Source organism: Staphylococcus pseudintermedius, assembly GCF_034042775.1.
GTDB classification, from domain to species: Bacteria; Bacillota; Bacilli; order Staphylococcales; family Staphylococcaceae; genus Staphylococcus; species Staphylococcus pseudintermedius.
This window is the reverse complement of the sequence record NZ_CP120150.1, coordinates 792382-813080: the sequence shown is the minus strand read 5'-3', so window position 1 is coordinate 813080 and position 20699 is coordinate 792382. Positions and strand designations below refer to the sequence as shown.

The window sequence follows — 20699 nt, the reverse complement described above, 5'->3', positions numbered from 1 at the left end:
GTCAAAACTCCTAATCGATTCGGTGTTTATTTTTTTGCTTATCTTCGTAACGTGCCTTCGCAAGATCAATTAACTTTGTAATCAATTCTGAATAAGAAACACCCATATTTTCCCATAATTTTGGATACATACTATAAGCTGTAAATCCTGGCATCGCATTCGTTTCATTAATGTAGATTTGGTTGTCTGCTGTCACGAAAAAGTCTGCACGTAACAATCCAGAACAGTCCGTCGCTTTAAATGCTTCCACAGCCATGTTACGGAGCGTCATTTGTACGTCTTGATCAAGGTCAGCTGGAATTGCGAGCTTCACTTTGCCATCTTTATATTTTGATTTATAGTCGTAAAATGCGACATCTTTCACAACTTCACCAGGCCATGTCGTTTCAGGGTAGTCATTGCCTAACACTGCCACTTCGATTTCACGCGCATCCACCCCTTGTTCAATGACAAGTTTACGGTCGAACTGAAACGCTTCTTCAATCCCTTTAATCAAGGCAGCTTCATCTTCACATTTACTAATCCCGACACTTGAACCTAAATTTGCCGGTTTAACGAACACTGGGAATGCTAACTTGTCATGCACGAGTTTAATAATATTTTTGCGATATTTTTCGTATTCACTTCTTAAAAAGCTCACATATGGTAATTGTGGTAAACCGCGATGTGCAAATAATTGTTTCATCACTAATTTATCCATTGAACTTGATGCCGCTAACACCCCATTACCTACATATGGAATGTCTAATACTTCGAACAGCCCTTGAATCGTCCCATCTTCACCATTAGGTCCATGTAATAATGGGAATACCGCATCATAACGGCCACCTTGACTACTTTGTGTTAACATCGCTGAAATATCACTCGTCGGTACGTCATCAATGCGTAACGCTTCAACATCAGTAATATCTTCGGTAATATTGTCCATTTTTTTCCATTGACCATCATTAGTGATATAAATAATATCGATGTGGTAACGCGCTTTATCAATTGCATTTAATACATTTTGTGCGGTTAAAATTGACACATCATGTTCGGCACTTTTACCACCATAAATGATACATAATGCTTCTTTCGACATAACTCCGCCTCCATAATTTTTATCTAACCTCCATATTACCACGACTCTTATTTGTATTGCATTTATTTTCCGAGAATATTAGCAATTTGATTACAACTTATGTAAAATCGGTATATAATGACAATATAGAATTTATGTGTAAAGGAGATTGGCATGGTATCCTCTCGTCAACTAACGCAGAAGTCGTTTTTGCGCCGCTTAGATTGGCCACTCATCGCACTGATTATAATCCTTTGTATCATTAGTGTTACGACGATCCATTCGGCAATGGGTGGCGGTCAATATAGCCTTGATTTCGGTGTCAGACAGATTTTTTATTACATACTAGGTGCAATCATTGCGTTCATGATTATGCTGTTTTCACCTAAAAAGATTCGCAATTACACTTATACGGTATACATTATTTTTAATATTTTACTATTTGGATTAATACTCCTACCAGAATCTTCCATTACACCTGTGATTAACGGGGCAAAAAGTTGGTATCGTTTCGGTCCAATCAGTATTCAACCTTCAGAATTCATGAAAATTGTACTCATTCTTGTCATTTCAAAGGTTGTCGCACAACATAATCGTTTCACCTTCAATAAATCATTTCAAACAGACGTCATGTTATTACTGAAAATTGCAGGTGTGAGCTTCGTTCCAATTGCATTAATTTTATTACAAAATGACTTAGGAACAACACTCGTCTTTTTAGCGATTATTGCAGGTATCGTGATTGTAAGTGGTGTCACATGGAAAATTTTAGCCCCTTTATTTGGTAGCGCAATCGTTCTAGGTGGCAGCTTAATCTTGTCTATTATTTATAAACCGAGCTTGATTGAAAATGTAGCCGGTATTAAAACGTATCAATTAGGACGTATCAACTCTTGGCTCGATCCGTACGCATACAGTTCTGGCGATGGATTCCATTTAACAGAGTCGTTAAAAGCTATTGGTTCTGGTCAGCTCATCGGAAAAGGATTAAATAACGGCGAAGTTTATATTCCTGAAAATCATACAGACTTTATTTTTTCAGTTATTGGAGAAGAATTCGGCTTTTTAGGCTCAGTCATCTTATTAGGTGTCTTTTTATTATTACTCCTTCACTTAATTCGTATGGCAATGAATTCCGATGATCTGTTCAACAAATCGTTTATTATCGGTTTTATTAGTTTATTGTTGTTCCATATTTTTCAAAACATTGGCATGACGATTCAACTTTTACCGATTACAGGGATTCCATTACCCTTTATAAGTTACGGTGGGAGTTCGCTCTGGAGTCTCATGTCAGGCGTCGGTGTGTTGTTGAGCATTCATTATCATACACCGAAAAAGTATAACGATGAAGCAACTACACAAAAACGTACAACATCATAAAAAGAAAGAGGCTGAGGAACAAAATGTTTCCCCAACCTCTTTTTAATTATTAATTTGTTTTGCGTCGTCGTGTAAAGAACGCGATGACACCTAATGCGATCATTGAAAGTGCAAGTGCTGTTTGACTGATTGCATTCACTTGTGGTTCCCCTGCTGCTGGTAACATTTTGGCTGCTTTATCTTGTTGTTTCGCTGGTGCTACTTTTGCAGTCGCCATCTTTTTATCTGCTTTTGGTTGTGCAGTTTGTGTTGTCACGTCTTTTTTCTTCATATCTTGGGCTGACGCTCCCGAAGATTTTGTTACTTTGTGGTCATCATTAGATTTTGCGTCTCCCGTACCATCCGTATGTTTAGTAGCTGGTCCTATTAATGCTGGTGGTTCAATTTGTAAATCACTCGGTACCGTATCTTGATCATCTGCCGGTGTATCAACCAAATCTTTCATCGCATTTGGATCTTCAATTTTTAAAACATCAAAATGTGGATTTGTATTCGGTTCTGTAATCGATCCATCTTTATTCAATACACCGTACGGCACTGCGCCTTCTGGTGGATTCGTTGCCATACGTTTTAAATACGCAGCATCATCTTCGCCTTCTAGATGCGGGTAAATGCAAGTCGGTTTATGGATTATCGGTGTCACTTCTTTTTTCGCCTCATCCTTAACCATCACATTCGGAGCATCTGTAGCACCCTTTTCCGCCGCTTGCGTGTCATGCGCATAAACTTGTGTCGCCGCTGTAGCAATCAAACCTGTAACAATTAATTTTTTTAACATATGAGTTCGTCCCTTTAAAATTATTTTTTCACTGTAACTGAGCGCGTATTAATATAACCCATCCACTTATTTTTATCATGAACTACAATTTTTACTCCTTTCTTTATAATTAATCACAGTGTCCTAAGCATTGACAAAACACGGTATATCTATCTTATTCAATCATACATAACAAACGATATTACATTCAACAACACTTTAAATCTTTTATATTTAGTTTTCCTTTAATTTAATTTATATATATTATTTATTGTGAGCCCTTCGTATAATTCGTATGTATTATCAATAAAAATACTAAGCATATATTTTAGAATTAGATTTAAGCACAAAGTAATTTATATTTTATCTCTAGTACTAATTCTTGTATAAAAGCAATACGTTCAGAAATTTATAATCTTCACCATTATGCAGCTTTCATAAGTAAAACTATCCCACTAAAAACCATTCAATCCTCCTTAAAATTAATTACTATTGTCAACCGCTGATTCGTTTTAGATTCAATCGATAGAACACATCAATCTATACCAAAAACATATAAACTTATATATTAAGATTTTGATGTTCATATCGCTACATCTCCCTTGTTTTTTCACCATGATGTACACTTCGATTTTGTCATCGGGTTCTCTCTTAAACTTATATTGATTTTGGATTGCGGAACTGGCCGAGACTCCTGAGGGATCAGACGTAGCCGAAAATCCAATTCGGCCACCATCCAGTGTTCTCTCCAATCAAGCCGAATTTAGTTGAGGCAAGTCCCCTAGGAAAGCAAGGCCAAAGAGGAGCAATCAACAAAATCAATAATATTTCTATAACTCCCCCGATTACAAAATCGAAGATACTCAACGAAGTGTTTAAAAGGTAGAGTTGATATTTAGCTAAGTGTTTAAAAAGGTAAAGTTTAAAAATCTGAAAAAAAGCACCTAGACGTGACATCAGTCAACATCTAAGTGCTTCTCAAACATACTTAATAAGGTTTCAATTTCTCAGTTGCAGGATTAGGTTTGGGTAATGATCGCATAATATCTAATCGGGGCTTCGTTTTTTTCACCTTCACACCGATTGAAGATAACATTTGGACCACATTTTGAAGCTTATCATTCTTTTTCGCCATTTGATCACCCCGTATTCTGCTATCTACTCCTTTATCTTACCCTAAATTGTAGCGCTTTACTACACCAAATTGTAAATTGATAAAATTATTTTTTCACATTTTTTAATCGCAAGGCATTTAATACAACTGAAACTGAACTAAATGCCATCGCTGTACCTGCAACCCAAGGTGCTAAAAAGCCTGCTGCAGCAATAGGGATACCAATCAAATTATAACAAAAGGCGAAAAATAAGTTTTGTTTAATATTTTTAATCGTAAGGCGACTAAGTTGAAGTGCTTCGGCAATACCGTCCAAATGATTACGTACAAGCGCAATGTCTGCGGATTCTAATGCGATGTCTGAGCCAGAACCCATTGCGACGCCGATATCACTTTTCATTAATGCTGGTGCATCATTAATGCCATCACCGACCATCATGACACGTTTTCCTTCGTTTTGGAGTTCAGTAACGACTTTAGATTTTTCATCTGGTTTCACTTCTGCGATGACACGTGTAAAGCCGAGTTCACGACCGATTGCTTGCGCTGTCTGTTCACTATCTCCACTCAACATCACTAAGTCGTAATTTTTGTTTAACGTTTCAATGACTGCTTTCGCTTCTGCTTTTGGTTCATCTCTCACACCGATGATTGCGATGAGTGTTTCATTAATTGTCATACCAACCACTGTTGCGCCCTGTTCTGCCAACGAATGTATTCTATCTTGTTGTTCTTGAGTTAAGTCGTTGTTTGTAACGAAACGAATGGAACCGATACGCACACGGTTGTCGTCAATAACACCTGAAATACCACTTCCTGCATGTGTCTCATATTGTGAAACAGTGTGGACTGCTTCGTCACTATAATAATCGACTAACGCTTTAGACAGTGGATGCTCTGATTGCATTTCCAGACTTTTAACATAAGCGCCAATAGTTGATTCTTCCGTTTCATGGTACACGTGCACGACTTTAGGTTCGCCGTTCGTAATTGTACCAGTTTTATCAAAGACAATCGTATCGACGTGTTGGGCTTGTTCTAATGCTTCTGCTGTTTTAAATAAAATACCAGATTCTGCTGCACGACCTGACCCAACCATAATCGAAGTCGGTGTCGCAAGTCCTAGAGCACAAGGACAGGCAATGACGATGACAGCGATGAAAATTTCAAATGCTGCCGTAAATTGAAACGGTGTGACAACGAAAAACCATACGATAAATGACAGTAATGCCAACACAACGACAGTCGGTACGAAAATATTTGAAATTTTGTCCGCTAACCGTTGAATTTGTGGTTTATCATTTTGCGCTTCTTCAACGACTTTAATAATTTGATTCAATACTAAATCTTCACCAACATGGGTCACTTGAAGTTTAATAAAATTCGTTTGGTTGATTGTACTTCCAATGACAGTATCGCCGATATTTTTTTCAACGGGCATACTTTCCCCTGTCAACATCGCTTCATTGACCGTTGTGGAACCTTCAATCACTTGACCGTCTAATGGAATTTGTTGACCACTTCTCACCCATACAATGTCACCTACACGGACATCATCTATCGCAATCATTTCAATCTTGCCATCACGTTCCACTTCCGCATCTTTCACTTGTAATGCAGCAAGTTTGCTAATCGCGTCACTCGCATGCCCTTTTGCACGCATTTCGAAATATTTACCTAATAAAATGAGTGTAATTAATACCGCACTCGTTTCAAAATAAAGTGGCACATGACCGCTATGGCCCAAATGTGTCAACATTAAATAAAGACTATAAAAGTAAGCCGCTGAAGTTCCCATCGCAACGAGAACGTCCATGTTCGCACTTTTACTTTTCAAAGATTTATAAGCACCGACATAAAATTGCCAGCCGAGTACAAATTGAATCGGCGTTGCTAATATAAATTGAAACCAGCCGTTCATTAAAAGTTCTGGAACTGGAATAAAACCTAAAAATGAAAAATGGCCGAACATCGTATACAGTAACGGTAATGCTAAAATGAGTGAAATAATGAATTTCCCTTTTTGTCGCTTCAATTCATCACTTTTTCGTTTAGCTGTTTCATCTTTCGTCTCCATTGGAAAAGCTTCATACCCGATTTTAGCGACACGTTCATAAATCTCTTCAATCGAAATCTGGCTCGGATCGTACTTCACTGTCCCATTTTCCATCACTAAGTTGACATTAATTTGGTCAATTCCCGTTTCACGCTGGAGCACCCGTTCAATACGTGCTGAACAGGCGGCACATGTCATACCTGTAATTTTGAAAGTTTCTTCTTGAGTCATTATGTCATCTCCTATACCTATAGAGGGTATATTTTAAATACGAAATGAGGGCTTACCTCTCATCTCTTCAATGAAAAACTAAGCCCTGATTGCTGTTAAATTATGATATAACGTCATACCCTTGATCGTAAATACGTTGTTTCACATCTGCTAATGCACTGTCATCTGTTACTTCTACTTCTACTCTGTTGTCAGCTGGAAATGCTTCAACGTGGGTCACATGCGCATTTTCTTTCACTGCACCTTCAACTGCTGCTTTACAATGCGCACAAGTCATACCTTCTACTTCAATCATATGTTTTGCCATCAGTTACACTCCTTTATGTGATTGGATAACAGGAAATCCTGCATCATAAATTTCTTTTTCTATCGTGTTCAAATTTGCTGGCGTGTCATAAGTGAGCGTCAACGATTGTGTTGCCACATCAATAGCAACAGACTCGACACCAATTAAACGAAGCAAACGATCAGATAGCTGTTGTTGCTGTGCTTCAGTTGTCAGTTGTGTTACTTTAACATAACCATTTTCCATAATTGTACCTCACTAATCTTTCATGAGTTTTTGAAATGTTACTAATAACTCTTCCATCGCTTCGTCTTGGTGTCCCGCGTCAATCTTATGCTTGATGCATCCTTTCATATGATGATCTAACAGACGCGACGCCACACTGTTTAAAGCCGAACGTGTCGCTCTAATTTGCGTCAACACGTCATCACAATAGACATCTTCGTCAATCATTCGGTTGATTGCTTTCACTTGGCCTTCAATACGATTCAAACGCGACTTCAAGTTACGTTTAATTTCTTCAGAATGATGTGCTTGTTCAGTCATGTCACATCCCCCAGATTCATTTTGATATTATTATGATATACCCTGTATAGGTATATGTCAATGCGTAAAATTCCTCTATTTTATAGAACATGATACAATAAAAGCACTTCACGAAAAAGGAGATAAAAGTGATGCCAGAGTTTTTTTATGCGATATTTTATAATCACAATGTACTGTTCAATTACATATTAGTCGGTGCATTTTTATTAAATTTAATCTTCATCTTTACCATTATTTTTATGGAACGAAGAAGTGCGAGTTCCATCTGGGCATGGATTTTTGTATTAGGCTTATTCCCGCTTGTAGGCTTTGTACTTTATTTATTATTCGGCCGACAAATCCAGAGAAAATCCATTTTTAAACTTGAAAAACAAGATCGTATCGGTTTAGACTCTATCGTGAATGATCAACTTACTGCAATTAAAAATGGAAAATTTGAAGTTGATAACCCCCATATTCAAAACTACAGTCGTATGATCCAAATGTTACTGTATAACAATGCTGCCTTTTATACGAACAATAACGAAATTAAGTTATTGACAGATGGTAACGAAAAATTCGATTGTTTAAAGGAAGATATTCGTAATGCAGAGCGCTATGTACATATTCAATATTATATTTTCCGTCACGATACCCTTGGTAAAAGTATTTTAAAACTGTTAGAAGAAAAACTCGAACAAGGTGTAGAAGTCAAAATGTTATATGATGACATGGGGTCGCGCGCACTCACATTACGCGATTTTAAACGCTTTAAAGAAAAAGGAGGACATGTAGAATCATTTTTCCCATCCAAACTGCCGCTCATTAATTTACGAATGAACAATCGAAATCACCGAAAAATTGTGATCATTGATGGTCAAATTGGCTATGTAGGTGGCTTTAATGTCGGAAATGAATATCTCGGCTTATCTAAAAAGTTTGGGTATTGGCGTGATACACATTTACGTATTCAAGGGAATGCTGTCAGTGCACTTCAGTTGCGTTTCATTTTAGACTGGAACTCTCAATCGCACCGTGACAACATTACCTATAGTAGTCAATATTTCCCAAAACCGCAACAGACGCATAATGGTAATATTGGGGTTCAAATTGCTTCAAGTGGTCCAGACGAATTTTGGGAACAAGTCAAATATGGTTATTTAAAAATGATTTCGATGGCGAAAAATGATATTTACATTCAAACACCTTACTTCGTGCCTGATGAAGCTTTTATGGATGCGCTTAAAATTGCAGCTTTAGGTGGCGTTAACGTTAATATTATGATTCCATCGAAACCTGATCACCCATTTGTTTACTGGGCCACTTTTAAAAATGTCGCGAGTTTACTCGAGGCCGGCGCACGTGTCTACCTTTATGATAACGGCTTTTTACACGCGAAAACATTAACCATTGATGATGAAATTACGAGTGTAGGTACAACAAATATGGATAATCGGAGTTTTACCTTAAATTTTGAAGTGAATGCATTTGTATATAATGAAGAATTAGCGAGAGAAGTACGCGAAAGTTTTGAAGAAGACTTAAAAGTATGTAGCGAATTGACAAAAGAACGCTATGCCCAACGCAGCTTATGGATCAAATTTAAAGAGTCCGTCAGTCAATTGCTCTCCCCTATTTTATAACTTAAGGAATGACTAACAAAATGAAACAACAGCATATTCAAGCAGCAGAACAATATATGAGAAAGACACATCAACATGATAGTAGTGGACACGACATCGCGCATGTGTTACGTGTTAGAAAGCGCGCCCTTGAAATCGCACAACACTATCCATCAGCTGACCCTTACCATATCGAAATGGCATCACTCCTCCATGACACTGTTGATGACAAATTGGTAGACGTCAAAAGTAGCCGTCAAGCATTATTTGCATTTTTTAAGGAACAAGGTGTATCAGTAATGGATCAAGAAGCCATTATTTACATTATTGACCATATGAGCTTTCGAAAAACTAAAAAAGTCGGTACACTGAAAACAATTGAAGCACAAATTGTCCAAGATGCTGACAGACTTGATGCTATCGGCGCGATTGGCATTGCACGTACATTTCAATTTGCTGGTCACTTTAACGAACCGATGTGGACAGGGACACATCGGTTAACCGAAATGTATCAACTGTCAGACATAGACGCGGTACCACCATCAGCAATCAAACACTTCTTTGAAAAGCTACTCAAATTAAAAGATTTAATGAATACACCTGTAGCAAAAGACATGGCGCAACAACGTCATGATTTTATGGAAAGTTTTTTACAACAATTTTTTGCTGAATGGGACACTGAAATCAAACGGTCATGAATAGGAAAAGGCTGGGAACTTAGCATCCCAGCCTTTAAGTATGTGCAATATGATTATTTCTTTTTGTTCTTTTTACTTACAACTTGTGTGTTTTTACCTGTTTTGTTGCCATTTTTTTCTGCTTCAAACTTTTTAATTAATGGCGCCACTTCTTCTTTTGCTTTTTTACCATATACCACATTGGCAATATAAGTTTGAACTACAAGGAAAGCTGCTGATACTGACCAATATAAACCTAACGCCGCCGCAGAGCTGAATGAAATCCACACAATCATAATTGGTGAGATAATCATCATCATATAACCCATTTGACGTTGTTCTTGAGGCATATTAAAACTTGACACATAGGCTTGGATGAAGTAAAGGACACCCGCAATGATAGTAATCCAAATATCCGGTTTATCTAAATGGAACCATAAGAAATCTGAGTACTTCGTGATTCCGCCACCAGACGGATATTTTAAGACGAAGAATAATCCCATGATGATTGGCATTTGAAGTATAAGCGGTAAACAGCCTAACATACTTGCCATTGGATTCATGTTATATTTTTTGTATACTTGCATCATTTCTTGGTTCGCTGCCATTTTGTCTTCTTGTGTACGTGCACGTTTTACTTTTTCTTGCGCTTCTGTAATTTCAGGTTTCGCAATTTTCATTTTTTCACGCATCATATGCATGTTTTTGTAATTTGATAACATGAAAGGTAATAAGACGATACGTACAACCAATACGATGATAATAATGGCTAAACCATAGTTATTATTTAAATGATCCCCTAACCAGTGAATCAATCTGTCCATTGGTTGAACAAACGTATTGAAAAAGAATCCGTCTCGATTACTCGGTTTACTATAGTCACAACCCGCTAGAAGTAAAACTACACCTGCAAGCATTGTCATTAACGCTTTGTTCTTCATTTTTCCACCTCTAATGATATATTCACATAAATGATATTTTATCATAGAAATAGACGCGGTGGAAACATATTCCGGCATAAATTGAACTTTATTTAAAATATTGTAAGTAACGTTTCACAGATTTTTCAATATCTGTACTGTGTGTAATTGATGAAATCGTCGCAATACCATCAGCGCCGTTTTTAAGAAGTGGCGCCACATTTTCTTCAGTAATTCCACCAATAGCGACCATCGGAATGTTTTCATCGTATTCTCGCATACGTCGAATTAAACGGATGCCACCTGGTTTACTTGCATCTAACTTAGAACTTGTTTCATATACAGGGCCCACACCAATATAATCGACATTGGTAAGGTCAGACTGATCATATTCTTCAAAACTTCCGACGCTGAGGCCGATAATTTTATCTTCTAATAAATGTTGAAATGACTGTACTTTCGCATCTTCTTGGCCAACATGTATACCATCTGCATCAATTTCAATCGCTAAATCAACATCATCATTAACAATGAAGGGTACTTGATAATGGCGACACAAGTCTCTTAAACGAACGGCCATTGCAGTTTTCTCCTCACCTTGTAAAGATGAAGAGCCTTTTTCACGAAATTGATACATCGTAATACCCGCTTCTAACGCTTCTTTTAAAATACCATTTAGGCTACCTTGTTTGACATCTTGTGTACCTGCAATAAAATACACACGTAATTGTTTTCGATTAAATGTCATTTTCACTCACTTCTCTCTTTTTAATCTCCAATAAATAGGACTCAGCTAAAGTTTGGTTTAATGCATCGATAAAAGCGACTAAAAATGTACCCGGTAAATCTGCACCTTCACGTAATTCAGCTTGTTCTGCTGAAATGTTATAGTACGAAACGGCTTCGATGAGTTGGTCGATAGATGGTTTTGTTTCACCTAATAGAAAACTTGCCACCACCGCGCCTAATAAACAACCTGCTCCGGTAATTTTTGTCAACAATGGAGAACCATTTGATAAGATGACCACCTTACCATCGTGTACAATGACATCCTCTTTACCTGAGAGGACAATCGCGGTTTGATACTTTTCGTAAGCTTGTTGTGCAATGCTGACCACATCAATATCAGAAGCACTATCTGTTCCTTTCATCGTCGTCGCTGTATCCACTAATGTCAATATTTCAGATGCATTGCCTTTAATGACAGCCACATCAATTTCTTCTAAAAAGCGTTGACAAAAATCTTTACGGAATTGCGATGCGCCTACTGCAACAGGGTCAAAAACAATGGGTACACCCATTTGATTCGCAGACTTAGCAATGGTAAGCATGTCTTCACTATTTCTCGTGGTTAACGTACCTATATTGATTAATAAGCCTTGTGTTACCTTGAAAAAATCTACTGCTTCTTCTGGTGCTTCACTCATTGCCGGACTTGCCCCCATACTCAACAAACCATTGGCAGTAAAATTTTTGACGACATCATTTGTATAACAAACGACAAGGGGTTGTTGCTTTCTGACTGCTGCTAAATAATTCATGTTAATCCCACCCATTTAATTTTTCATATGCAAAGTGATTCACTGGACCTCGACCTTTACCAATTTCTGGTGTATGTTGAATCGCTAATGAGATGTATTTTTTTGCTTTAGCTACGGCGTCATAAACTGATTTTCCTTTAGCTAATTCGGCTGTGATGACGGCTGAAAATGTACATCCTGTGCCGTGTGTATGTTGCGTTGAAAAACGTTCACTTTTAAACTCGTAATGACCCTCTTGCGTAAATAAGTGATCGATGGCATCACCTTCTAAATGGCCACCTTTAATAATGACCCCTTTTGAACCAATATCATGAATGAAAAAGCGACCAACTTGATGAATTTTTTCCACCGAATCGATTGTAACACCAGCGATTTCTTCAGCTTCTGGAACATTAGGTGTTGCTACATCTGCATAAGGTAACAGTGTTTCTTTAAGACGATTTCGCACTTTTTGGTCCATTAAAGAATCACCACTTTTAGCAACCATAACTGGGTCAATCACATATGGAATATCCACCTTTTTCAAATTTGACGCAATCACTTCCATCATCTCTGGTGTCGGAATCATACCTGTCTTTAACGCATGTGGCATTTCATCATTAAAGACACTGGCTAATTGTTCTTCTAACCAACTTGCTTCTAAATTATGAATATGTTGTACACCCATTGAATTTTGAGCCACGATACTTGTCACTGCAGCCATACCATAGACACCACAAGAATGGAAAGATTTCAAGTCTGCCATCGCCCCTGCACCACCACTTGGATCTGTGCCTGCAATCGTTAGCGCAATTTTTGGTTTTTTCATCATTTTTCTCCTCCAAATTCCCATTTTTCAAGTTGATCGGCCATATTGAAAAAGTTTCGCTCATGAACCGTGCTTTGTAGAAAGTTTTGTCTTAATTGTTGTTGAACTTTTTCGGAACTCACTTCTGCATATGAATCAAGCCAACGATCAATATAGGACAACAACGTATCCATTTCTCTATTGTAAAAATCGAACCACCCTTTTAATGGATGATTGGCTTCAAAGTGATGATTTTCAATCGCCATTTTACCTAATCGTTGGTACACATATGGACATGGCGCCATTGCAGCAATGGTAAAAGCGACATTGTCAAAAGCATATGCGTTATAATACATATGTTTAATATAATGGTCGGCAGATGGATACCAATCCCCTCGTTGAATGATACTTTGATAATCTTCACCGACATAGTCCGCTAAAATATGATGCGCCTCTACCTCTCCAGAACTCGCAAACTGAATTTGTTCTGTTAAAAATTGAATTTCATCTTTCGTATCCACTTTAGGGATCAGCAGTGCATATATTTTAGCAAATTCATTCAAGTAACGTGAGTCTGCGCGTAAATAATGTTTAACTGATTCTGTCGCTATGTCCCCGTTAAGCATACCTTGTATAAAACCATCATGATAAATTTGTTCAATAATGGGTTGAGCTTCTTGTTTAATTTGTTCAGAAAAACGCATCTTCATTCTCCTTTAATATGAAAAAAGACTACGTTAAAAGTAGCCTTGTTCACACACTAAAGCATGCGTGTCCATGTGCTACTTCCCTACGTTGGTTTCATCCAAATCAGGTTCAGAGGGTCTGAATATCCATTCATCTCAGCCACAAATCGGCACCCCTAGTAGTCCTTCATTTTTTAGTTACCTTTAATGTATCAGAAACCTAACGCAAGTTCAATTATGTAAAAGCACTAAACAAATTGCGAAATATATGTATAATTTAACAAAACAAATGACTCTATTAGATTATTTTACATTTCTTATGAATCATTCGATAAATATTAATGAGAATAAAAGTGGTGATTGGCCACTAAATACATGCACGTATTTAATAGCCAATACACCTCATTTTAAGGTTGATAGATAGACAATTTAGGTAGCAGGTTATATACCAAATATCACTAGAGCTCAAGTCAATATGTTGAAGATAAAAGTAATGGTGTGAGATAAATCGAATTATTTCAATCGGAGTATATACTTTGAGAAGGGTTAATAAAAATAGGTGGGATGATCAAATATTGGAAAATCTTTGCTTGTTGCTTTGCTATTCATCGTTGAACTCATCTGTATTTGACTCTATCGTTACTGCACCAATTGGAGAGATTTGTGAAACGAGTAATTCTGTAGCATAACGTTTTTCATCATTATGAACATAACGTCTAGTTTGGATTTGCCCGCTTATGGCTACAGTTATCCCCTCTTGGATCGTTTCGTGAATTTGAAGAGCAATGTTACCGAACGCTTTACAATTTAAGTAATCAGTGATGGGCTTTTGTTTTTTACTTAAATACTCTCGCGTGACAGCAACGGTAAAGGTAACAAAGTAACTCTCTTCTTTTTCGTAAAAACTGGGCGGGCGGTTAATGATACCTACTGCTTGAAAATGGTTAATGTTGTTCACCTCCTGTACCCGTAATATAAACGTTTCATTGTGAAATGGCAAAATGCAAATTCATATAAAATTAAAGTATGTATCGAGGTATATTTAAGCCTTATCGAGAATTATTTTAAAAATTGCGTTATAATGAAAAGTACCATAGAAATTTCGTAAAGTTTTTTAAATGATATGGAGGTGGCTCCAATGAAGACGTTTAAAGCTGTTCGTTTTCAAATCGTTTCTGAAAATAGTAGCGTGGCTGAATATGAACTCCTAGACGGTGTAATTATTAATAAAGAGAATAGCGGTACGGGTTGGGTGTTAGAAATCGTTATTTCAGATATACATCAAGAACAGATGCAAGCGTACATGGAGGCAGAAACACTTTTAGATATTCGTGTTGTCATTACGCGACCGTCTAATGATCCTGCACTATTTGATGCAACAATCAAGCATATTACACCTTTAAATGGCAGCATTTCAGTTGTATTTGAATGTCATATTTATACATTGCGACAAGTTTATGCGGAAAATTTACTCGAGCAATTGGTCAATGAAGGCATGCAAGGTCAAGAGCTCATCACAACGTTCAATCGCATGATGAAATCTAAACCACGCCTTAAAGACGAACGACAATAAGATATGAGACTTACATACATGTACTATGTTCAAATTGAATCGTGAAAATGATTTACAAAGCAACCCATAAAAAAACACCTCATTATGAAGACGAGGTGGTTTTTTTATATTTGATTTATGCGTTTGGATCTTGTAATGCAAAAGTCAATTCACAACTACATGCAATTTGACCATCAACAGTTGCTTTTGCAGTACCTTTACCAATCGGCCCCTTGATTTTTGTAATTTCAACTTCTAACACTAAAGTATCGCCAGGCACCACTTGCTTTTTAAATCGACATTTATCAATTCCTGCAAATAAAGCGAGCTTTCCTTTGTTTTCTTCACTATTTAACATTGCTACTGCACCCGTTTGAGCCAACGCTTCAGTAATTAAAACGCCCGGCATAACCGCATAATCTGGAAAATGTCCTTGGAAAAACGGTTCATTACCAGAGACTTGTTTAATGCCTACACAACGCTGACCTGGTTCGTATTCAACCACTTTATCAATCAATAAAAATGGTTGTCTGTGCGGGATGATGTTTTTTATTTCATTATAATTAAAGATTGTTTCCATTAGTGATGTCCTCCAATTGTTTCGATGATATGTTGCCAAAACCTTAAATTAAATGTATTCAACACGTTATCATGGTTGATAATAAAGCCTGTCATTAAACCGACTACAAACATCATGATTGCGATAAAAACAAATAAAGTTAATTTAAAACTGGTTGAATCCATTAATGTTTGTAGCCCATATCTCCATTTAGTCATTAATTCTTTCAATATTGGCACCTAAAGATTTAAGCTTTCCATGAAAGTCAACATAACCACGGTCAAGGTGTTTTAACTCAGTGACAATCGTTTCACCATCAGCTACAAGTCCAGCTAAAATTAATGCTGCGGCAGCACGTAAATCGGTCGCTTTCACTTGTGCCCCTTGCAACGCACTTTTCCCTTCGATTTTAGCGCTACGACCTTCAACTGAAATTTGTGCGTTCATACGTTTGAATTCCGCCACATGCATAAAACGGTTTTCAAATACGGTTTCAGTCACCACTTTATGCCCTTCTGCTGTGAGGAGTAACGCCATCATTTGGGACTGCATATCTGTTGGGAAACCAGGATGTGGCAATGTTTTAATATCGACAGGCTGTAATTTTTTCGGTGCAGTCACTCGAATGCCCTCTTCTGTATAATCTAATTCGACACCCATTTCTTCTAATTTATATACGAGACTTGTCATGTGCTCTTTAATCGCACCTTTGACGAGCACATCACCGCGTGTAATGGCAGCTGCGATCATCAATGTACCGGCTTCAATACGGTCAGGAATGATAGCATGCTTCACCCCTTTTAATGATTCAACACCATTAATGATTACGGTATCGGTACCGGCACCTTTGATATCGCCGCCCATTTCATTGATATAGTTCGCTAAATCCACAATTTCTGGCTCTCTCGCAACATTTTCAATCACTGTACGCCCTTTTGCTAACGAAGCTGCCATCATGATGTTCTGTGTTGCACCGACACTTGGAAAGTCGAAATGAATTTCATTACCAACTAGTCCTTGAGGTGCCTCTGCGTAAATATATCCTGCTTCTTGATGAATTTCAGCACCAAGCGCTTCTAATCCTTTCAAATGTTGTTCAATCGGACGTGAACCAATCGCACATCCTCCTGGTAATGCGACTTTAGCTCGTCCTAAACGCGCCAATAACGGCCCCATAACTAAAATACTCGCTCTCATCTTACTCACATATTCATATGGCGCTTCTTCACTTAAATCTTTCGACGCATCAACAGTTACTGATTGTTGTTTTTCGTTATATTTAATTTTTGCATTTAATACGCTCAATACATTATTAATAGTTTCCACATCACTTAACGCCGGAACGTTGACAAGTTCACTTTTACCATCACTTGCTAACAAAGACGCTGTAAGAATCGGCAAAACTGCATTTTTCGCTCCTTCTACTCCGACTTCACCTTTAAGTGTATTTCCACCTTTAACAATAATTCTATCCATCTTATTAATCCTCCACTATGCTTACAGCTCTATTCTATTTTTGCTCTGAAAATAAGTCTATCTACCCATAACGTATTAACTTATTTTATACACTTTAAACATCTTAACAATTAAAATAAGTATTTAATCTGAGTTGAAAATTGTAATAAATCAATGATAAAATTACTCACACTTGTGCCAATCACTATTGCCAAAAATATCATGATGACTTGTACTTGTAATGGAAATCCCTTTTTGAAAAACTGGTCTAAACGAACGGCGTTTAATCCCCAATAGGCGACACAAATGCATAAAACATGCATTATAATATGTGCTATCGCAAATTGTCCTAAATAATCCATTAATTGATATTGCTCCTTCACATATAATCTCTTTTACTAATTTTACATGATTTAAAGCCCAAATCATACTATAAGCAACTTAAAGAAACACAATTTTTCACATTATAATGCTTAATGACAAGCAATTTACATTTTACTGGCTTTCATAGTTTTTGTATAGAATTTTTGCAAAGCATGTGCCAACTTTTCAGCATGTAAAATGTAAGCGTTATCACCTTGAGAGTCGTCTTACTATATTTACAAAGTCAGTCGATATGTCTACATCTACTCAAATGTGTCTAAGGAAATTTTACAGGTTGCTTCAATGTCGACCGTTACCTTGTCGCCTTGAATAACGCCAAAAAGCTCGGTCTGCCACGAGGGACATACCGAGCTTTTTGATGTGCATATGATTATTTATATTTCGCAACTTCGATACGATTTTCAGCGCGCTTCAATGCACGTTCAGCACGTCTTAAATCCGTATCATCACGATCGCCTTCAAGGTAGAATGTTGCACGTTGTTTCGCTGATTTCGCACGCTCTAAGTCAATATCATCTGCTGACTCTGCAGCTTGAGCTAGAATGTTCACTTTTTCGTGACGAATTTCAGCAAACCCTTCTGTTACAGCTATATAATCCGATTTGCCATCTTTAGTCACTTTCACATGACCAATACGCAATGGTGTAACCGTCGGAATGTGACCGTACATCACACCCATCTCGCCTGCTGTCGTTTGTAAGACAACAATTTCGACATTGTCTTCTTTATAAACAGAACCATTAGGAGTGACGATATCTAAGGTTAATGTGTTCATTATCCAAGCCTCCTAATTTGTATTAAACTTCTACACCCATGTCTTTAGCTTTAGCGATCACATCATCAATGCCGCCCACTAAGCGGAATGCATCTTCTGGAATGTGGTCGTATTTACCATCTAAAATGGCTTTAAAGTCTTGAACTGTTTGTTTAACTGGTACATATGAACCTTTTTGACCAGTAAATTGCTCAGCGACGTGGAAGTTTTGTGATAAGAAGAATTGAATACGACGCGCACGTTCAACTGTTTTCTTATCTTCTTCTGATAACTCATCCATACCTAAGATTGCGATAATATCTTGCAATTCTCGATATTTTTGTAACGTCGATTGAACTTGACGTGCAACATCATAATGCTCTTGTCCGACAATTGTTGGCTCTAAAGCACGTGACGTTGAAGCCAATGGATCCACCGCTGGGTAAATACCCATTTCACTTAATTTACGCTCTAAGTTTGTTGTCGCATCTAAGTGAGCAAAAGCTGTTGCTGGTGCCGGGTCAGTATAGTCATCGGCAGGTACGAATACAGCTTGGATTGACGTAACAGATCCTTTGTTTGTAGATGTAATACGTTCTTGTAGTTGACCCATTTCTGTTGCAAGTGTTGGTTGGTAACCTACTGCTGATGGCATACGACCTAATAATGCCGATACCTCAGAACCTGCTTGTGTGAAACGGAAGATGTTGTCAATGAACAATAACACGTCTTGACCTTGTTCATCACGGAAATATTCAGCCATTGTTAAACCAGAAAGTGCAACACGCATACGCGCACCTGGTGGCTCGTTCATTTGACCAAATACCATCGCAGTTTTCGCAATAACACCACTGTCTTTCATTTCATAGTACAAGTCGTTACCTTCACGTGTACGTTCACCTACACCGGCAAATACTGAAATACCACCGTGTTCTTGTGCGATGTTATTGATCAGCTCTTGGATTAATACAGTTTTACCTACACCGGCACCACCGAATAAACCGATTTTACCACCTTTAATGTATGGTGCTAATAAGTCAACAACTTTAATACCTGTTTCTAAAATTTCTACTTCTGTAGAGAGTTCATCAAATTTAGGCGCTTCACGATGAATTGGGTCACGACGTACAGCGGCATCAATTGGCTCTTCTAAGTCTATATGTTCACCTAATACATTAAATACGCGTCCTAATGTAGCATCGCCGACAGGGACACTGATTGCTGCTCCTGTATCTCTTACTTCCGCACCACGTTGAACACCGTCAGTAGAGTCCATTGCGATTGTGCGTACAACATCATCGCCTAAGTGAAGGGCAACTTCTAATGTTAAGCTCTCAGTCTCACCGTCTCTTGACACATCAATAAGCAGTGCGTTGTTAATGTTTGGAATTTCGTTATGTTCAAAACGCACGTCAATTACTGGCCCCATGACCTGAGTTACACGGCCTAATCCCATGTTTCTTCCTCCTTATAATCAAAATTATTCTAACGCTGCTGAACCACCAACAATTTCAGTAATTTGTTGTGTAATGGCTGCTTGTCGCGCTCGGTTATATTGTAATGATAAATCGTCAATCATTTCTGTTGCATTATCTGAGGCATTCTTCATTGCATTCATACGTGACGCATGTTCACTTGCTTTTGCATCAAGAATCGTACCATAAATTAAACTCTCAATATATTGAGGTAATAATATTTTCAGAATGGCATCTTTGTCTGGCTCAAATTCATAAGTGGCCATTGCACCGTGACCTAAGCTAGAGTCCTCTGGAGATAATGGTAATAATTTTTTACTGCTAGGCTTATTCTCGATTACACTTACGTAATGGCTATAGTAGATGTGTAATTCATCAATTTGTTCATCTACGTATAAATCGATGGCACGTTTTCCGATTGCCTGAATTGTTTTGAATGCAGGCTGATCCGGGATGTCAGTTAACGTATTTTCAAGTTGATAGCCACGGTTTTGTAAAAATGTCGCACCGATTTGTCCAAGTACGATAATACGATACTCTTCTGGACTGTTATGACGTTGTTCGATATCACGAATCATTTTCTTTAACACGTTCGCGCTATAAGCACCCGCAAGTCCACGATCGCTCGTAATGACCATATAACCTACACGTTTCACAGGACGTTCGTTCAACATCGGATGTGATGAAACTCTATTCGACCCTGCGATTGCTGTAATTGCGTCTTTCATTTTTTCCATATAAGGACGAAATGTCATCGCATTCTTCTCAGCTTTACGTAATTTAGAACTTGATACCATGTTCATTGCATTCGTAATCTGCTTCGTCTTTTTCGTCGATTTTATACGTGAATCAATTTCTTTTAATGAAGCCACCAT

General features: G+C 37.7%; 24 protein-coding genes and 1 riboswitch. Of the genes, 4 read left to right on the top strand and 20 right to left on the bottom strand.

Annotated elements, in window-relative coordinates; genetic code table 11:
• Window positions 1-10: 10 nt before the first annotated feature.
• Window positions 11-1081, bottom strand: coding sequence for a D-alanine--D-alanine ligase (locus P3U61_RS03670; RefSeq protein WP_014613370.1), 1071 nt, complete (start codon window positions 1079-1081; stop codon window positions 11-13).
• 153 nt (window positions 1082-1234) lie between these two features.
• Here P3U61_RS03670 and P3U61_RS03665 point away from each other — a divergent pair, with 153 nt between their 5' ends.
• Window positions 1235-2443 (top strand): FtsW/RodA/SpoVE family cell cycle protein, encoded by a 1209-nt coding sequence (locus tag P3U61_RS03665; RefSeq protein ID WP_014613369.1) that lies wholly within the window; start codon window positions 1235-1237, stop codon window positions 2441-2443.
• A 49-nt stretch (window positions 2444-2492) separates the two neighbouring features.
• Here P3U61_RS03665 and P3U61_RS03660 read toward each other — a convergent pair whose 3' ends face one another.
• The 6 genes from P3U61_RS03660 to csoR all read right to left on the bottom strand — a co-directional run bounded on the left by P3U61_RS03660 (window position 2493) and on the right by csoR (window position 7433).
• Entirely contained in the window at window positions 2493-3221 is a 729-nt protein-coding gene (locus P3U61_RS03660) for a hypothetical protein (RefSeq protein WP_014613368.1), read from the bottom strand.
• A gap of 967 nt (window positions 3222-4188) precedes the next feature.
• A complete protein-coding gene (locus tag P3U61_RS03655) occupies window positions 4189-4335 on the bottom strand; it encodes an Lmo0850 family protein (RefSeq protein WP_014613367.1) in 147 nt (48 codons plus the stop codon).
• An 85-nt stretch (window positions 4336-4420) separates the two neighbouring features.
• Window positions 4421-6601, bottom strand: a complete 2181-nt coding sequence (locus P3U61_RS03650) for a heavy metal translocating P-type ATPase (protein ID WP_063279127.1) — start codon at window positions 6599-6601, stop codon at window positions 4421-4423.
• Window positions 6602-6701: 100 nt separating this feature from the next.
• Window positions 6702-6908 (bottom strand): cation transporter, encoded by a 207-nt coding sequence (locus tag P3U61_RS03645; RefSeq protein WP_014613365.1) that lies wholly within the window; start codon window positions 6906-6908, stop codon window positions 6702-6704.
• 3 nt (window positions 6909-6911) lie between these two features.
• Window positions 6912-7133 (bottom strand): putative copper chaperone CsoZ, encoded by a 222-nt coding sequence (gene csoZ, locus P3U61_RS03640; RefSeq protein ID WP_014613364.1) that lies wholly within the window; start codon window positions 7131-7133, stop codon window positions 6912-6914.
• Window positions 7134-7145: 12 nt separating this feature from the next.
• Entirely contained in the window at window positions 7146-7433 is a 288-nt protein-coding gene (gene csoR, locus P3U61_RS03635; RefSeq protein ID WP_014613363.1) for a copper-sensing transcriptional repressor CsoR, read from the bottom strand.
• 131 nt (window positions 7434-7564) lie between these two features.
• Between csoR and cls the strand changes: the two genes are divergently transcribed.
• Entirely contained in the window at window positions 7565-9055 is a 1491-nt protein-coding gene (gene cls, locus P3U61_RS03630) for a cardiolipin synthase (RefSeq protein WP_099986639.1), read from the top strand.
• A gap of 20 nt (window positions 9056-9075) precedes the next feature.
• Window positions 9076-9732 (top strand): HD domain-containing protein, encoded by a 657-nt coding sequence (locus P3U61_RS03625; protein WP_014613361.1) that lies wholly within the window; start codon window positions 9076-9078, stop codon window positions 9730-9732.
• Between the two features lie 53 nt (window positions 9733-9785).
• Here P3U61_RS03625 and yidC read toward each other — a convergent pair whose 3' ends face one another.
• The 6 genes from yidC to P3U61_RS03595 all read right to left on the bottom strand — a co-directional run bounded on the left by yidC (window position 9786) and on the right by P3U61_RS03595 (window position 14603).
• The gene (gene yidC, locus P3U61_RS03620; protein ID WP_014613360.1) at window positions 9786-10652 is read right to left on the bottom strand and encodes a membrane protein insertase YidC; all 867 of its coding nucleotides are present in this window, start codon (window positions 10650-10652) and stop codon (window positions 9786-9788) included.
• Between the two features lie 88 nt (window positions 10653-10740).
• The gene (gene thiE / locus P3U61_RS03615) at window positions 10741-11379 is read right to left on the bottom strand and encodes a thiamine phosphate synthase (protein ID WP_063284943.1); all 639 of its coding nucleotides are present in this window, start codon (window positions 11377-11379) and stop codon (window positions 10741-10743) included.
• Entirely contained in the window at window positions 11369-12172 is an 804-nt protein-coding gene (gene thiM / locus P3U61_RS03610) for a hydroxyethylthiazole kinase (protein WP_014613358.1), read from the bottom strand. Before thiM ends, thiE begins: the two co-directional genes overlap by 11 nt.
• A gap of 1 nt (window position 12173) precedes the next feature.
• Window positions 12174-12980: a bifunctional hydroxymethylpyrimidine kinase/phosphomethylpyrimidine kinase gene (thiD, locus tag P3U61_RS03605; protein WP_014613357.1), complete on the bottom strand. Its 807-nt coding sequence runs from the start codon at window positions 12978-12980 to the stop codon at window positions 12174-12176.
• Entirely contained in the window at window positions 12980-13663 is a 684-nt protein-coding gene (gene tenA, locus P3U61_RS03600; RefSeq protein WP_014613356.1) for a thiaminase II, read from the bottom strand. Before tenA ends, thiD begins: the two co-directional genes overlap by 1 nt.
• Before the next feature lie 66 nt (window positions 13664-13729).
• Window positions 13730-13833: riboswitch (TPP riboswitch) on the bottom strand.
• 413 nt (window positions 13834-14246) lie between these two features.
• Window positions 14247-14603 carry a single-stranded DNA-binding protein gene (locus P3U61_RS03595; protein WP_015729436.1) on the bottom strand — a complete coding sequence of 119 codons (357 nt, stop codon included), beginning with the start codon at window positions 14601-14603 and terminating at the stop codon, window positions 14247-14249.
• A gap of 180 nt (window positions 14604-14783) precedes the next feature.
• Between P3U61_RS03595 and P3U61_RS03590 the strand changes: the two genes are divergently transcribed.
• A complete protein-coding gene (locus P3U61_RS03590) occupies window positions 14784-15218 on the top strand; it encodes a YwpF-like family protein (protein ID WP_014613354.1) in 435 nt (144 codons plus the stop codon).
• A gap of 115 nt (window positions 15219-15333) precedes the next feature.
• Here the strand turns inward: P3U61_RS03590 and fabZ are convergent, their stop codons facing one another.
• The 7 genes from fabZ to atpG form a co-directional block, all read right to left on the bottom strand.
• Entirely contained in the window at window positions 15334-15777 is a 444-nt protein-coding gene (gene fabZ / locus P3U61_RS03585) for a 3-hydroxyacyl-ACP dehydratase FabZ (protein WP_014613353.1), read from the bottom strand.
• Window positions 15777-15995 carry a DNA-directed RNA polymerase subunit beta gene (locus P3U61_RS03580; protein ID WP_230493221.1) on the bottom strand — a complete coding sequence of 73 codons (219 nt, stop codon included), beginning with the start codon at window positions 15993-15995 and terminating at the stop codon, window positions 15777-15779. Before P3U61_RS03580 ends, fabZ begins: the two co-directional genes overlap by 1 nt.
• On the bottom strand, window positions 15967-17232 hold the full coding sequence (murA, locus tag P3U61_RS03575; RefSeq protein WP_099986637.1) for a UDP-N-acetylglucosamine 1-carboxyvinyltransferase: 1266 nt from the start codon (window positions 17230-17232) through the stop codon (window positions 15967-15969). Before murA ends, P3U61_RS03580 begins: the two co-directional genes overlap by 29 nt.
• A 110-nt stretch (window positions 17233-17342) precedes the next feature.
• Window positions 17343-17573 (bottom strand): DUF1146 family protein, encoded by a 231-nt coding sequence (locus P3U61_RS03570; RefSeq protein ID WP_014613350.1) that lies wholly within the window; start codon window positions 17571-17573, stop codon window positions 17343-17345.
• A gap of 392 nt (window positions 17574-17965) precedes the next feature.
• Window positions 17966-18370, bottom strand: a complete 405-nt coding sequence (locus P3U61_RS03565; RefSeq protein ID WP_014613349.1) for a F0F1 ATP synthase subunit epsilon — start codon at window positions 18368-18370, stop codon at window positions 17966-17968.
• A 22-nt stretch (window positions 18371-18392) separates the two neighbouring features.
• Window positions 18393-19805, bottom strand: coding sequence for a F0F1 ATP synthase subunit beta (gene atpD, locus P3U61_RS03560; protein ID WP_014613348.1), 1413 nt, complete (start codon window positions 19803-19805; stop codon window positions 18393-18395).
• A 24-nt stretch (window positions 19806-19829) separates the two neighbouring features.
• Complete coding sequence (atpG, locus tag P3U61_RS03555) at window positions 19830-20696, bottom strand: ATP synthase F1 subunit gamma (protein ID WP_026067008.1); 867 nt, start codon at window positions 20694-20696, stop codon at window positions 19830-19832.
• Window positions 20697-20699: the final 3 nt, after the last annotated feature.

What these genes read in the sequence shown, in the direction of transcription:
- P3U61_RS03670 (WP_014613370.1), bottom strand. Translation starts at nt 1,081, where the DNA reads ATGTCGAAAGAAGCATTATGTATCATTTATGGTGGTAAAAGTGCCGAA.
- P3U61_RS03665 (WP_014613369.1), top strand. Translation starts at nt 1,235, where the DNA reads ATGGTATCCTCTCGTCAACTAACGCAGAAGTCGTTTTTGCGCCGCTTA.
- P3U61_RS03660 (WP_014613368.1), bottom strand. Translation starts at nt 3,221, where the DNA reads ATGTTAAAAAAATTAATTGTTACAGGTTTGATTGCTACAGCGGCGACA.
- P3U61_RS03655 (WP_014613367.1), bottom strand. Translation starts at nt 4,335, where the DNA reads ATGGCGAAAAAGAATGATAAGCTTCAAAATGTGGTCCAAATGTTATCT.
- P3U61_RS03650 (WP_063279127.1), bottom strand. Translation starts at nt 6,601, where the DNA reads ATGACTCAAGAAGAAACTTTCAAAATTACAGGTATGACATGTGCCGCC.
- P3U61_RS03645 (WP_014613365.1), bottom strand. Translation starts at nt 6,908, where the DNA reads ATGGCAAAACATATGATTGAAGTAGAAGGTATGACTTGTGCGCATTGT.
- csoZ (WP_014613364.1), bottom strand. Translation starts at nt 7,133, where the DNA reads ATGGAAAATGGTTATGTTAAAGTAACACAACTGACAACTGAAGCACAG.
- csoR (WP_014613363.1), bottom strand. Translation starts at nt 7,433, where the DNA reads ATGACTGAACAAGCACATCATTCTGAAGAAATTAAACGTAACTTGAAG.
- cls (WP_099986639.1), top strand. Translation starts at nt 7,565, where the DNA reads ATGCCAGAGTTTTTTTATGCGATATTTTATAATCACAATGTACTGTTC.
- P3U61_RS03625 (WP_014613361.1), top strand. Translation starts at nt 9,076, where the DNA reads ATGAAACAACAGCATATTCAAGCAGCAGAACAATATATGAGAAAGACA.
- yidC (WP_014613360.1), bottom strand. Translation starts at nt 10,652, where the DNA reads ATGAAGAACAAAGCGTTAATGACAATGCTTGCAGGTGTAGTTTTACTT.
- thiE (WP_063284943.1), bottom strand. Translation starts at nt 11,379, where the DNA reads ATGACATTTAATCGAAAACAATTACGTGTGTATTTTATTGCAGGTACA.
- thiM (WP_014613358.1), bottom strand. Translation starts at nt 12,172, where the DNA reads ATGAATTATTTAGCAGCAGTCAGAAAGCAACAACCCCTTGTCGTTTGT.
- thiD (WP_014613357.1), bottom strand. Translation starts at nt 12,980, where the DNA reads ATGAAAAAACCAAAAATTGCGCTAACGATTGCAGGCACAGATCCAAGT.
- tenA (WP_014613356.1), bottom strand. Translation starts at nt 13,663, where the DNA reads ATGCGTTTTTCTGAACAAATTAAACAAGAAGCTCAACCCATTATTGAA.
- P3U61_RS03590 (WP_014613354.1), top strand. Translation starts at nt 14,784, where the DNA reads ATGAAGACGTTTAAAGCTGTTCGTTTTCAAATCGTTTCTGAAAATAGT.
- fabZ (WP_014613353.1), bottom strand. Translation starts at nt 15,777, where the DNA reads ATGGAAACAATCTTTAATTATAATGAAATAAAAAACATCATCCCGCAC.
- murA (WP_099986637.1), bottom strand. Translation starts at nt 17,232, where the DNA reads ATGGATAGAATTATTGTTAAAGGTGGAAATACACTTAAAGGTGAAGTC.
- P3U61_RS03570 (WP_014613350.1), bottom strand. Translation starts at nt 17,573, where the DNA reads ATGGATTATTTAGGACAATTTGCGATAGCACATATTATAATGCATGTT.
- P3U61_RS03565 (WP_014613349.1), bottom strand. Translation starts at nt 18,370, where the DNA reads ATGAACACATTAACCTTAGATATCGTCACTCCTAATGGTTCTGTTTAT.
- atpD (WP_014613348.1), bottom strand. Translation starts at nt 19,805, where the DNA reads ATGGGATTAGGCCGTGTAACTCAGGTCATGGGGCCAGTAATTGACGTG.